This window comes from Candidatus Hydrogenedens sp. (assembly GCA_035378955.1).
Lineage (GTDB): Bacteria > Hydrogenedentota > Hydrogenedentia > Hydrogenedentales > Hydrogenedentaceae > Hydrogenedens.
The window spans coordinates 1-13,255 of record DAOSUS010000084.1 but is presented as its reverse complement, the minus strand read 5'-3'; the positions used below and the strand labels follow the sequence as shown (position 1 = coordinate 13,255).

Here is a 13,255-nt window from a genome sequence, read left to right as displayed (position 1 = left end):
AAATGATATTTGGTCTATTGCTGTCCCATCCTTCGTAGAAAGAACGAGAGCCCATCAGTATGTTTATATCTTCGTTTTGATTAATTTGTTTGAATATACTTTCATTGTCGAATCTTTCTATAATTTCATAATTGCTAAGTTTGTTTTTTATCCATTCTGTAATATCGCCAATCTTCATCAAAGCAAACGGTTTATCAGATGTAGCAAGCTTAAATATGAGTTCTTGCTTATTGGAAGGTATTTTTAATACTTCAATGTTGCCATTTTTTTCAGAATTGAAAACATATTGTAATATTTCATTGAAGCTTGTTTGGTTTATTGTTTCTAAAATATTTTTATTTAACTGTTCATTTTCAAATTCAAATTTGGCTTGTCCATCTGAAAGAACTTTTATTATTTCATTTTTGGCCAAATTAAAAATTTCGTTATTTCCTTGACCTGTTGCAATTTTTTCAATCTCTTTAAAAAATAACTCTAAATCAGAATCGTCGGTATTTACCGAGTTAACTAATGTAAGCAATAATGGTTTATGATAAAGATTACTTGAAATTTTTCGTACTTGATTGAAACATTTATTAATTGCTGCTTGAAGAATAAATACTTTTAAAGGAATTTTTTGTTTTTCTGTATCAATAACATTGTCTTTATTTTCTAATGCTTTTATACTTTCTTTTGAAATATAGATATGTTTTCCGTATCCTGACTCAATAAAACGGGCAAGGTTAAAGTTGTAAACACAGGTTGCATAGTCCCTATCATCGGTAAAAGTGGCAGAAAAGTTGAACATAAAACCGTTTCTGCTCAAAATCGAATAAATCATTTGTCTTTTGCTATCTTCTCTGTCTCCTTTGTGGGCTTCATCTAAAAGTATATACCAATTGCCGTTGTTATCGTAGTTTTTGTAATTAATAATTTTATCTTTTTGTTCATCAGAGATTAAATCACTGCGATAAAAATAAACATCTACAGAATTACTGAACTTCAAAGCAGGATTTATTTTATTAGAAGCATATTCTCTTAAGTTGATTAAGTTGATTTGTATCTTTGGCCCTGAGTGATTAAACTCTTCTACGTGTTCTTTAAATTGTTCTAACAGGTCTTCACGATAGGTTAAAAACAAAATATCCTTTTTAGGAATTTTATTATTTTGTATTAAATAGCCAAGAAGTTCAAGTAATTTCACAATTACAAGTGTTTTACCGGATCCGGTAGCCATCCAAAAGCACATCCGATTGATAAAACACTCAAAAGATATTTTATCATCATTAATTGGATAATCTTTATCGTATTCCAGTAGATATTTTAAGGTTTTGCTTTCATTCTTTTCATTCTTTATATTGTAGCTTAAATCTTGATTTAGTCCATTGTTTTGATAACGCTCGTAAAATTTGTTTTTATTTTCTTTGTATTCATCGTAATACAAATACAAAATTTTTAAAGCGTTTTCAATGGCTGTTTGCTGATAGTCAAAAAGCGATTTTTCATTTGAAAATTTTTCAAAGTCAACGCCCAGCCAATCCGCAGGCAGGTTATTTAAATTAAAGTTTTCTGCTATGTTTTGAAGGTATAGGTCCATAATGTTCTCCTTTTAATATTTCATTTAGTATTTGTTTTCATGTTAATTTTTAACTTGATTCGGCAATATGGCTAATTTCTTGTTTCATATCACTCCCACCAAATTAAAGGTTTTATTAATTTATAATCCAAATCTTTGGTATTAATTTTGGTTCCATCTTCAAACTCCACTTCATTTTCTCTTATTTTCCTAATCCAATTTCTAATTGAAAAATAAACATGTAACATCATATCAATCTATTTAATCAAATTCTGTATCTTGATCAAAAAAATTAACTAATGCTTCTTCATTAAGAAGTCCTTTCAAGAATTCAGATGCTTTTTGATTCTTTAAGAATATTTGCTCGGGTTTTGATTTAATCTTTTTTGCTATTACATTCTTAATTTTTTCTTCATCTTTATTGTTTTCTTCATATAAATTTACTAAAAGTTTTTTGGTTGTTTGGCTTCTAATAGCTTGCCCAATAATTCCATTAATATGATCATCAGAAAAACTATAACCTATTGTAATGATTAGCACACTTTCTAATGAATATTTTCTAAATTCATAAGCATAAAAGAGATAAGGATCTATGTATTGCAATTTGTAATTAGTTCCAAAAATTAGATCTGGTTCCGTAATTTGATTTACTTCATCTGAAAAACTTAGAAAACCATCTTGATTACGTTTCCAATTAATAGAACCATGCATTTTATAAAAGTAGATATTCACAGGCATATTCTCATTCTTCTCAAACCTTTGCCATTGCCATTTTCTTTGCTCATCGAAACCCGACTCTATAGTAAAACTTGATTATTATTCTTTTCTAAGCATAAATCATAATTTAAGGAGAATATTCTCAGCGGAAATTCAAGTTGTTTTTGAAATTCAAAAAAATATTGGTAATAATTTGCCTTTGAATAGTCATCAAGAGTAACCCAGTTTTTCAACTTATCCAAAATTATTTTCTTAAATTTTTTTATTTCATCAAAATTATTTCCACAAAGTTCAACAACCTTTGAATTCCAGCTTCCAATGAATGGGAAAATGGGGTGTTCCTCTTTTTTTTCTAACTCGTTCAATGTATGTACCAAACGTTCAATATTTAAGTTTTCTTCATAATTACCCCTTAACCCATCAGCATATAATATGCTACTTTTTAAAAAATAGTACAACTCTTTGTATTTTTTCCAATCATCTTCTTCTATTATCAGATGTTCAATTTCTTTTATCATATCTAAAGATGTAGGAATGCCAGCCTCTTTACTGCAACCTGCACCAATCAAAATTATTATATCATTTTCTTTAATATTGGTCATATTTACAAAAACCATGGATTTATGTTTTCTATATCAATTTCTTCGTATTTTGAAAAACATTTAATGAACTTTGATACAAGTCTTGTATAATGTATGGATATAGGGGTTGATTTTGAATTAAATCCCCGCCAATTTGCACCAGAAAGATTTAATACTTCTTGTAAAAATAATTTTTGATCCTCTAAAGTTAATTTTTTATTAGTATAATAAAACTCAATATGCGTAGGTCCTGATATTCTCTTATTGATTAGTGGATTATGGTATTGCAACCCTTCAAACCATATTAAAAATTCATTTTCACTTAACTGCAAGAATGTGCTCTCATAAGGTACAAGACTATTAACAAATAGATTAAATCCAAAATATATGTTATTATCATTGATTTTAAGAAGCACAAATCGTTTGTTGTTACTATGCAATTTTGATAATGTTTCTTTAATTTTATCTAATTCATATTTTTTTATTTTAAATGGACAATGAATTACAAAATTATCATAATCATTTATATGATTATTAATGATTTCCGAAATAAATTCCGATAATTTTTTTAAGTATGATTGTTGTTCAGAGTACTTACCAACTGATTTAATTTCCTTAAACAAACCAGAAGAATCTGTTAGTACAGAATACGCAAAATATTTAGTTATTTTGAATTGATTGTTATTTGTTTGACTTAGTTCATGTGATTGTCCAATACCTATAATTAAAGTTCTATTTTTTTCTGGTTTTACTAACCATGGTATTCCACCAAGTTTAGAAAAAATCTGAAGTCCAATATTCGATACGCTCCACTTTAATGATTCTTTATTTTTCAATAATTCTAAAGATACAAATTGAACTGCCATTTTGTGGTTTTTTAAAATCTCATATTTAATTTTATAATATAATTCATTCTCATTCTTAGATAAAATTATAATAGGTATAAGATTTTCATTAGTTTTATTTTCAATCTCGATTTTAATCGACTTAGTAAAATCATTATCCTTCACTTCAATACCTTTAATTTTTATACTAGGAATTTTAAAAAAACTAACAATACCATCAAAAGTATTAAACATCTCTCCCCTTAATGCTTTTGCTAAATCAGAAGCCAGCAGTTTATGTTCATTTCTAAAAAAGAACAATAACGTTATTGGTTTTTCTAATGATTTATATGGTCCATAATTTTTGATACCCATGAATTGCGAATTGCTCTCATTAGAATTTCCTACAATATATGTTTTAGTTTTAAGAGTAGCTGCAGTTACACTTATTAATTTTCCCTCTAATTCAAAATTATTATCTTCAAATTGTAAAGGGAAAATTTTTGAATATAATTTAGTTTTAAATTCTTCTATTTTATTGTATTTATCAATGTAGAAATTTGAATTGCTTTTGAAATCCTTATCTAAACTTAAGCTTAACTGTTGAATTTTTCTATTAAATTCATAATTACTTTCTTTTATAAATTTAAAGTCAATAAGAAATCCAAATCTTTTCTCTGATTTGAGATAATAAGGCGACAAAAGCAAACATTCTTTACCTTCAGGATGTTTATTCAATATAAGAAAGATTTCTTTCCTAAATTTATTATTTGGTATTATGTATTCATCAGATGATAATTTTTTTTGTACTTGAGTCTTTAAACAATAATATAAGTAGTGTTCTGTGACTTTAATATTATATTCAGGCTTGCAAACAAATTTTTCAAAATCATCTCTTTGTATAAAGGATATCCAATATTTTGTTCTTTCTTCAAGAATATCAATTTTTATAGGTAGTGTATTAGAATAAGTATTACTACCAATATCTTCTTTCTTTTCTCCTTTATTTTCTTTTCTATAAATAATAAATTCGAAATCTTGTTTAGTTAAAGAAATAAAGTTTAGTAATATTTTATAATTTTCAATTTTCATACTACTCCCACCAAATTAAAGGTTTTATTAATTTATAATCCAAATCTTTTGTATTTACTACAGTTCCATCTTCAAACTCTACTTCATCCGGCTTTATCTTTTTAATCCATTTGCCTGTTAGGTTAGAAAGCGTTTCGGCAATGTCTATGTTAGCGTAAAGTTTACTCAAATCTACTTTTACTTTATTATTTTCATAGTCAATCTCTAATGCTTTCAGCATCTTCTCGTCTTTTAAAAATGCATATTGTTCATAAACTGATTTGTTGCCTGCAATATACATATCGTGATTTTCGTAAACTGTATTGGCAAGTGTTTCTTCGTATTGTTCAAGTTCGTAGTATTTGAAAAAGCCGCCACCTTGATAAATCCCCTCTTGCAGAGGGGTGTCAGACGAAGTCTGACGGGGAGTTTTCAACTCTTTGCTTATTCCTGATTTATCATAAGCCAAAACCTTTTTCATTCTTGGCAAAACTACCGTGTAAAAATGCTCTCCCATTTCTACGCCAATCCATTTTCTGCCGAGTTTATGGGCTACTGCGATTGTAGTGCCAGAGCCGAGGAAGAAATCAATAACTATATTATTTTCTTTTGTTGTTAATTCTACTACTCTTTTTAATAGATTTTCAGAATTTTCAGTTGAAAAATTTTGTTTATCAGAGTATGATGGTATATCCTTCCAATTATCTGTTATTTTTGATTCATCAGATGTTAGATATTCCACTTTCCAATTATCACTATTACAGTTTAAACATTTATCAAGTGTTTTAATTCCATAAACCTTTGATTTGTTTGTTATATCATAATATTTGAACTTATCTTTTGCCTTTAAAATATAATCAATAAATTTTTCTTTTCGTTCTTCATCATCAAAGTAGTAAATTGCATCACATTCTTTACATTTCAATCTCAAATAGTTTTCATTCAATAGTTTATCAACTTTTTCTTGTATGAGTGAAAAATGCTGGTTGTCTGGGGGAATTAATTTTTTTCCAAAAAAATATCTTTCTGGTGGATTTCTTTTTTCTTGTTTTAAAAATCCTGTCCATTTGATATTTGTTAGTGATCTTGATTTGTAAATATCATTTTTATAGAAGAACTCTGATTTTGAATAGAGAAATAAATTTTCACTTTCGTTTTCAAGTTTATCAGGCGTTCCAATAGATTGTCTTTTTCTATTAAGAATTATCTCATTCCTAAAATTCTCTTTCCCAAAAATCTCATCCATCAAACATCTAACAATCCAGTTTCCATTGTAATCGCAACGAACAAAGATGCTTCCTTTTTCATTCAGCCATTCTTTTGCAATTCTTAATCTGTTTTCAAGCAATGTTGCCCAGTTGGCATCTTTGTAATTTGTGCGATACATAAATTGGTCCGATGAATCTAAATTAAACGGCGGGTCAATATAAATTGTCTGCACTTTTTCTTTGAATTTAGGCAGGATAGTATTTAATGCTTGATAATTCTCACTTTTTATCAGCCAGCCGTCTAATTGATTATCTAAATCATCAAATAAACTCAATATCTCAGGTTCTAAGTCTTTAAAATATTTTGTATCAATCGGCAAATGCTCATACTTTTTTGATAAATACTTGCCGTTTAAATCATTTTCAAAGACATCACTTGTTTTAAACTTTTCATCTACAATCCCAAGTTCTTGCCATTCTTTTATTTGTTCGTTTATGTTTGTATGATTTAAGATTTTTTCTAGTAAATTCCCCTCTTGTAGAGGGGTGTCTGCGTTAGCAGACGGGGTGTTAGTTAATTCACTTTTTAAATATGCCATTACTCCTTCCAGATTTTTCTTTACATCTAAATCGGAAATATGTATAACTCTCAATCCAAGAGATTTTAGATACTCATCTCTTACTTTATCATATTCAATTTTATCGTTATGACTTGCTCCATCAATCTCAATAACAACTCCTAAATTTTTACAATATAAATCAACAATATAATTTCCGATAATTTTCTGTCTGTCAAAGTCCAAACCTAAAAGCTGTTTATTTTTTAGTTGTTGCCAAAGCAATACTTCAGATAAATTTCCTGCTTTCCGCAACTCTTTTGCTCTTTCTTTAAGTTCAGGATTAAACGGCAAATCATACCATTCAACTACCCCGTCAGGCTTCGCCTGCCACCCCTTCATAGAAGGGGAATTTTTGTAAATTCTATCCAGCGTAATGACATAATTTGAGTTTTTGACAAACTTTGGTTTGTTCCAGATTTTTACCAGTTCATCTTCAAATTGACTTATGAAATCTATTATTTTAAATGCTATATCTTTAAGAATTTGCAATTCGTTAACTCTATCGGCTGTCCATTCCTTGGCACCTTCCCAGAAGTATTGATAACTCCACAGTTTAAATTGTTCTTGCAAAAATGCTTTTGCATTTTTGTTGATAAAAAAATCTACTTCGCTCTGTTTTTCGAATATTCGAAATGCTCTTTCTAATCGTTCTTCGTCAATTTTTATATTTTTTTTCTTCAGTTCTTCCAAAATATCTTTAGTTTTTGTTACTCTCCCTTTTTCGGAATAATAAACATTGAAAACTATTATTTGGTCTTCTTTTATTTGGTTCAATTCATAAATCAAACTTCTTTTTTCATTGGCTTTTTTATTTTCTATTGTTGATGCATCAAAATAAAATCTGTAATTATCAAACTCCACAGGCATGCTCTTAAATATTCTATCTGTCTTTACATAGTAAAGCATCTGTGTTTTCCAAAAGAGAATGACATCCTTTTCATCGGTATAAACCTTTTCGTAGACATTATTATGAAAAGGTGTAGAATTGAAGTAAATAGAGCCACTTTCGGTAAAGTATCTATTAAAAAAATTATATAATTTATCAAAAAGCTCTTCTCTGAAAGATGGATATTTTTCTAAAGCTTTTTCGATATCATCTTTAAGAAATTTTTCAATTTTTTGATAATAATTTGATTTGATTTTCATTAGATTTACAAAACCACCTTGGCCTTCTATTTTGGCTCCAATGAAAACATCTTGTAATGCTTTGTAGAATTTTTGTTCTTTGGTCATAACGGTTTCGCCTGTTGTTTCATTTATTAAGTTCAGGAGCTATTATAAGGTAATAATAAACAGATGTGTAGGATTTTGTCAAAGTAGATGAGGGAAATCGAGGATAGGGGTTATCAAGAACGCCGAAATAAGATTCAATTCAAAAGAACCTTTTCGTGCTTATAGTATCCCCTTTGAAGGTAAGGGTTAGACTGAATACAGATGAAAAAGGGAGTTGTTTAAGCAAAGATGGGCTGGCTCTTTTGAAAATTTTTTCGTAAAGAAGATGGTCGGGGCGACTGGATTTGAACCAGCGACCCCTTGACCCCCAGTCAAGTGCGCTAAACCGGACTGCGCCACGCCCCGACCTGAATCTTGTTTATTCCTCTATTAGCGATTTTGCTAATATACGAATCTGATTCAATTCTAATCGAATTTGACGAAGTAAATTTTGAATGGCTATACGGTCTAATGTAGTATCTCCGAGCCGTTCGATTTTCGTCAATTCGTTATCAATTCCCTGCAATCGCATTTTTTTATGCCGAAGCAGATAATTTACTTCCCGCAGGGTTTTTATATCTTCATCTGTATAAAACCGCCAGTTAGTTTTCGGGTGCCTTTTCGGCTTTAGTTTCTTAATCTGTTTTTCCCACTGGCGTATTTTGTATATCGGAACACCCGTGAGTTCCGATACTTCTTTTATGGTATAAACCTTATCTGTTTTGTTAAACATTATCATATTTTATCATAGATTATGGCATAAATCAAATACGACCTATAAATAATGGAAGGTAGTAATAAACTTACTTTTCCATTTCGAGAAAGTTTATTGTATATGTGTATTTGGAGGCGTTTTTTTGTTAATAATATCTGACTTGACAAGTGGCGTCCGCATTTGTTATTATCACTCACTATAAGTGAGTGCTAACAAAATATGCACTGCTTGCGTTATAAATTATGAGGATGGATATATCCTCCTCAATGAAATTTATAAGTTTGTCAAGTAACTTAATTTTAACCTTAACCTTAACCTTAACCTTCAACAACAAATGGAGGATGGTGCATTATGGCTACAAAGGTTCGTCCATTAGCAGACCGTATTCTTGTAAAACGAATTGAACCCGAAGAGACCGTGCGTGGTGGTATTATTATCCCCGACACGGCGAAGGAAAAGCCTCAGGAAGCGCGTGTCATCGCAGTGGGTCCAGGCAGGCTGGACGATAATGGTAAACGGGTCCCCATGGAATTGAAAAAGGGTGACCGTATCCTCATGGGCAAGTATTCCGGTACGGAAGTGAAGATTGACGGTGAAGAGCATGTCATTCTTCGCGAGGAAGATGTTCTTGCAGTAATTGAAGAATAACCTTAAAAGAAGGAGGGATGAATTATGCCAGCAAAACAATTAGAATTTGGTGAAGAAGCTCGACGGAGAGTTCTGGCGGGCGTTGTAAAACTGAGTAAAGCCGTAAAAGCCACTTTGGGACCCAAAGGACGCAATGTTGTCCTTGAAAAGAAATGGGGTGCCCCAACCGTAACGAAAGACGGTGTAAGTGTGGCTAAAGAAATTGAATTAGAAGATAAATATGAAAACATGGGTGCCCAGATGGTTAAAGAAGTGGCATCCAAAACTTCCGATATCGCTGGTGATGGAACGACCACAGCAACCATTTTAGCGGAAGCCATTTTCCGTGAAGGTATGCGGAATGTTGCCGCAGGTTCCAATCCGATGGCACTTAAACGCGGTATTGAGAAAGCCGTAGACGCTGTTGTTGACCGTCTAGCTAAAATGAGCAAACAGGTCAAGAATGACCGTGATGTTTTAAGAAATGTTGCCACGATTTCCGCTAATGGGGATACCGAGATTGGGAATATCATTGCCGAAGCTATGGAAAAAGTCGGCAATGATGGCACCATCACGGTTGAAGAGGCCAAAGGTATCGAAACCACCCTTGAAATCGTGGAAGGAATGCAGTTTGATAAAGGGTACTTGTCTCCATATTTCGTAACCAATACGGAAACAATGGAATGTGTCCTTGAAAATTGCTACATTCTTATCCACGAAAAGAAAATCTCCAGTTTGAAAGATTTGTTGCCTCTGTTGGAGCAAATCGCTAAGAGTGGAAAACCTTTATTAATCATTGCGGAAGATGTTGAAGGTGAAGCCTTAGCCACTCTGGTCGTGAACAAAATTCGCGGCACAATACAATGCTGTGCGGTGAAAGCACCGGGCTTTGGCGACCGTCGTAAAGCCATGTTGGAAGACATCGCTATCCTGACAGGCGGTTTGGCTATTACCGAAGATTTAGGTCGCTCTCTGGAAAACATTGCATTGAGTGACTTAGGTTGTGCCAAACGCGTTGTGATTGATAAAGACACAACAACCATCGTTGAAGGTGCCGGCAAGAATTCTGACATTATGGGGCGTATCAATTTAATTCGCCGTCAGATTGAAGAAACCACCTCCGATTATGATCGTGAGAAATTGCAGGAACGGTTGGCAAAATTGGCGGGTGGTGTTGCTGTGATTAATGTTGGTGCAGCAACAGAAATTGAAATGAAAGAAAAGAAAGCCCGCGTTGAAGACGCCCTTCATGCAACCCGTGCAGCGGTTGAAGAAGGTATCGTTCCCGGTGGTGGTGTTGCCTTACTTCGTTGTCAAGAAGCCATTGATGAATTGAAATTAGAAGGTGATGAACTTATCGGTGCTCAGATTGTAAAACGCGCACTGGAAGAACCCCTTCGTCAGTTGGCCGCAAATGCCGGCGATGAAGGTGCCACTGTGGTACAAAATGTCAAGGCTAAGAAGGGAACTATTGGGTACAATGCAGAAACCGGTGAATATGAAGATTTATTAAAAGCCGGTATCATTGACCCCACCAAGGTAACCCACTGTGCCTTACAAAATGCTTCCAGTATCGCCAGTTTGTTACTGACCACTGAAGTTTTGGTCGCTGAGATACCGGAACCTGAAAAGAAGACACCCGGACCTGGTGCCGGCGGTATGGAAGATATGTATTAAAAAATCAGAAACCCAATTCCTGATATATAAATTCGAGGGCAGGAATCCTAAAAAGGTTTCTGCCCTCATTATTTTTATGTATAAATATTAGACATGTTAGATAGATTGAAAGATTAGACAAATTTGACTTGTTTAATTAAACCCATAACCTTAATACATAAGAAACTTTTTTTCTCAAGGGGAATAGTAATTCCACACAGATTTAAGCCTTCGGTATAAAGGCTGCTTCCACAAACGAGCTCTTTTAGGATTAGGATTTTTCTCCTCATTCTGATAAATATGCAGTTGATTTCCGGCAAGAACAATAATTTCTTCGCGCCAGTCTCCTGCTACATCCGCAACATACAATCGGTCTGCTTTCTCGGTGAAACGATGGAGAAAATTGCCTGTTATCGGGTCAATCACTGCCACATCGCCTGCTTCATGCCGTTCTTTAGCGCAGATATATTGTCTGTCTGTTCCATCCCAGTAAATCGAATTTATAACCTCAATACCCTTGTTTGTCCAGTCCGAAGGAGCAACATTCCGCATTTCATAATCCGCAATTATTTTTCCATTTGCATCAAATACCCAGGGTTTTTGGTCTGTGTCATATCTGCTCCGACACCAAATTTCCAACCCGGGCAAGTTTAATTCAAACTCTCCAACGGCTGCATTTTGGGGTTCCTGCCGTTGGTTATCCGAAGTCCATATCATACCCTTCATGCCGAAAAGAAACACCCGATTTGCCCCTTCTTCAAGTGTAACCACTTCCAGACCGGGGATATCGGGTCGTATGTCGGCAATAAATACACTATCCAGATGTCCCTGCAAATCCGGCAATCGAAAAATCTCTTTTCCATCCGGGGCAATAATACAACCGCTAATAATTTCATCGCGATTATCACCATCCAAATCCGCTACACGAAGACCATTATGAGCACATGCAAGAAAATTATCTGTTGACCATAATGGTTCTTGTTTACCCTCTTTTAATTTTTCCAGGGAGTAAGCAGAAACAAATCGCCCCATACGATAACCCTCTTTATTTGTGGCTTGCAATACAATGTCCGTATCTCCCTTTCCTTCTAAATTAACAATGGCTAAATGCTCCTAACGCTCTGCTCCTTCGGGAACACTGATAGAACGAGACCATTTTTCTTTTCCTGTTTTTCCTTCTACTATATGCAATACACTATCATTGGTAAGGAATAAAACCTCTGTTTTACCATCTCCATCAATATCGCCTGCCTGTACACCCGGTCCATGATGTCCGGGTAATCCGTAAGTTTCCGCAGAACCTCCGACACGAATATCTACATTCAAAATCCATAGTTTTTCTCCATCCCACCGATAGCCTGCTAAATATCCGGGACGCGTTACAAGATAGTCCATCCTTTTATCACCATCCAAATCCGCTACAATCAAACTTCCAGCACTGTCCTCTGGTGCAGGAATATCTAAATGAATTATAAACGGATTTTGTGGATATGGCGGAATGTTATTTAGCGAGGGGCATTCCATAGGACATAAAACAGAAAAGCAAGTGAGCGTAAAAACAAAGAAAGGAATTTTTAAGTAAAACATAAAATGGGTCCTCCACCTCTATAAATTAAAATCAATATACTCTATTTATAAATCAAAATTAAATAAAATCATGTAAATTTTAAATTACATGTTTATTTAATAATGATAATTAGACATACATAATTCTAATTAAGTTTTTTGTAAGAATATAAATTGTTTTACCTTTTCCCTTATAAATTTCCACAAGTTCTTATTTGAGAATTTTAAAGATAAACAAAAACATATTTTTTTCATGGTAACAGGAAATTTTTAATCAATATTATTGTAGCATTTGAATTTTTTATATTTACATTTCACATTATAATTTTATCACTTTATAAAATATAGATTTAGTTAGGCGAAAAAAATGACATTCAGATATGGCTCTATTATTGTTTTTATGCTTTTTGATTTTGGTAATTCTGTATGTTATAATATTACACAAAACCGAGCGGAGGTTCTTAAAATCCTCTTAACATTTTAACTGCTTTTATAAGCAAAGGAGTATGGTTATATGCGTAAAAAAGGTTTTACATTAATTGAATTATTAGTTGTCATAGCTATCATCGGTATACTTGCGGCAATTTTATTACCCGCACTGGCACGGGCTCGTGAAGCAGCTCGTCGTTCCAGTTGTGCCAATAATCTTAAGCAATGGGGTTTGGTCTTCAAGATGTATGCTAATGAAGCCAAAGGTGAAAGATTTCCACCCTTGCAGACCTATAACCCTATAACGAACGGTGATGCTCTTGCCGCAGGTCCGCAGGTAAGCACACTTTATCCGGAATATTTAACAGACCCATATATTATTATTTGTCCTTCGGATGCGCAAGCAGCAGATACGAAGAAAAAAATAGAGAATAATAATGGTGATTTGGTTCGTATCAGTGATGAGATTGATGC

Annotated in this window: 11 protein-coding genes and 1 tRNA gene; 3 read left to right on the top strand and 9 right to left on the bottom strand. The window is 33.0% G+C overall.

Annotation, left to right across the window (positions count from 1 at the left end):
• From PLA12_12725 to PLA12_12695, 7 genes are all read right to left on the bottom strand, one after another.
• Window positions 1-1,576 (bottom strand): DEAD/DEAH box helicase family protein (locus PLA12_12725; protein HOQ33358.1); only part of this gene is annotated, 1,576 nt, incomplete at its 3' end.
• A gap of 240 nt (window positions 1,577-1,816) precedes the next feature.
• On the bottom strand, window positions 1,817-2,293 hold the full coding sequence (locus tag PLA12_12720; GenBank protein ID HOQ33357.1) for an SIR2 family protein: 477 nt from the start codon (window positions 2,291-2,293) through the stop codon (window positions 1,817-1,819).
• 59 nt (window positions 2,294-2,352) lie between these two features.
• On the bottom strand, window positions 2,353-2,874 hold the full coding sequence (locus tag PLA12_12715; protein HOQ33356.1) for a hypothetical protein: 522 nt from the start codon (window positions 2,872-2,874) through the stop codon (window positions 2,353-2,355).
• 2 nt (window positions 2,875-2,876) lie between these two features.
• A complete protein-coding gene (locus PLA12_12710; protein ID HOQ33355.1) occupies window positions 2,877-4,769 on the bottom strand; it encodes a Piwi domain-containing protein in 1,893 nt (630 codons plus the stop codon).
• Window position 4,770: 1 nt separating this feature from the next.
• Window positions 4,771-7,809, bottom strand: a complete 3,039-nt coding sequence (locus PLA12_12705; protein HOQ33354.1) for a DNA methyltransferase — start codon at window positions 7,807-7,809, stop codon at window positions 4,771-4,773.
• 266 nt (window positions 7,810-8,075) lie between these two features.
• Window positions 8,076-8,154 (bottom strand) — tRNA-Pro (locus PLA12_12700).
• 13 nt (window positions 8,155-8,167) lie between these two features.
• Window positions 8,168-8,527, bottom strand: a complete 360-nt coding sequence (locus tag PLA12_12695) for a MerR family transcriptional regulator (protein HOQ33353.1) — start codon at window positions 8,525-8,527, stop codon at window positions 8,168-8,170.
• 327 nt (window positions 8,528-8,854) lie between these two features.
• On the opposite strand from PLA12_12695, the gene groES reads away from it, so the two are divergent.
• Both groES and groL read left to right on the top strand, forming a co-directional pair.
• Window positions 8,855-9,151, top strand: coding sequence for a co-chaperone GroES (groES, locus tag PLA12_12690; protein HOQ33352.1), 297 nt, complete (start codon window positions 8,855-8,857; stop codon window positions 9,149-9,151).
• Between the two features lie 24 nt (window positions 9,152-9,175).
• Entirely contained in the window at window positions 9,176-10,807 is a 1,632-nt protein-coding gene (gene groL, locus PLA12_12685) for a chaperonin GroEL (protein ID HOQ33351.1), read from the top strand.
• Window positions 10,808-10,981: 174 nt separating this feature from the next.
• Here groL and PLA12_12680 read toward each other — a convergent pair whose 3' ends face one another.
• Window positions 10,982-11,818, bottom strand: coding sequence for a hypothetical protein (locus tag PLA12_12680; GenBank protein HOQ33350.1), 837 nt, complete (start codon window positions 11,816-11,818; stop codon window positions 10,982-10,984).
• Window positions 11,819-11,899: 81 nt separating this feature from the next.
• Window positions 11,900-12,373, bottom strand: a complete 474-nt coding sequence (locus PLA12_12675) for a VCBS repeat-containing protein (GenBank protein HOQ33349.1) — start codon at window positions 12,371-12,373, stop codon at window positions 11,900-11,902.
• Window positions 12,374-12,866: 493 nt separating this feature from the next.
• On the opposite strand from PLA12_12675, the gene PLA12_12670 reads away from it, so the two are divergent.
• Window positions 12,867-13,255: prepilin-type N-terminal cleavage/methylation domain-containing protein (locus PLA12_12670; protein ID HOQ33348.1), on the top strand; the 389-nt coding region annotated here is incomplete at its 3' end.

Bases quoted from the DNA above. Each gene is read 5' to 3' on its own strand.
- groL (HOQ33351.1), top strand. From the start codon at position 9,176: ATGCCAGCAAAACAATTAGAATTTGGTGAAGAAGCTCGACGGAGAGTT.
- PLA12_12710 (HOQ33355.1), bottom strand. From the start codon at position 4,769: ATGAAAATTGAAAATTATAAAATATTACTAAACTTTATTTCTTTAACT.
- groES (HOQ33352.1), top strand. From the start codon at position 8,855: ATGGCTACAAAGGTTCGTCCATTAGCAGACCGTATTCTTGTAAAACGA.
- PLA12_12695 (HOQ33353.1), bottom strand. From the start codon at position 8,527: ATGATAATGTTTAACAAAACAGATAAGGTTTATACCATAAAAGAAGTA.
- PLA12_12715 (HOQ33356.1), bottom strand. From the start codon at position 2,874: ATGACCAATATTAAAGAAAATGATATAATAATTTTGATTGGTGCAGGT.
- PLA12_12680 (HOQ33350.1), bottom strand. From the start codon at position 11,818: ATGGGGCGATTTGTTTCTGCTTACTCCCTGGAAAAATTAAAAGAGGGT.
- PLA12_12675 (HOQ33349.1), bottom strand. From the start codon at position 12,373: ATGTTTTACTTAAAAATTCCTTTCTTTGTTTTTACGCTCACTTGCTTT.
- PLA12_12705 (HOQ33354.1), bottom strand. From the start codon at position 7,809: ATGACCAAAGAACAAAAATTCTACAAAGCATTACAAGATGTTTTCATT.
- PLA12_12720 (HOQ33357.1), bottom strand. From the start codon at position 2,293: ATGCCTGTGAATATCTACTTTTATAAAATGCATGGTTCTATTAATTGG.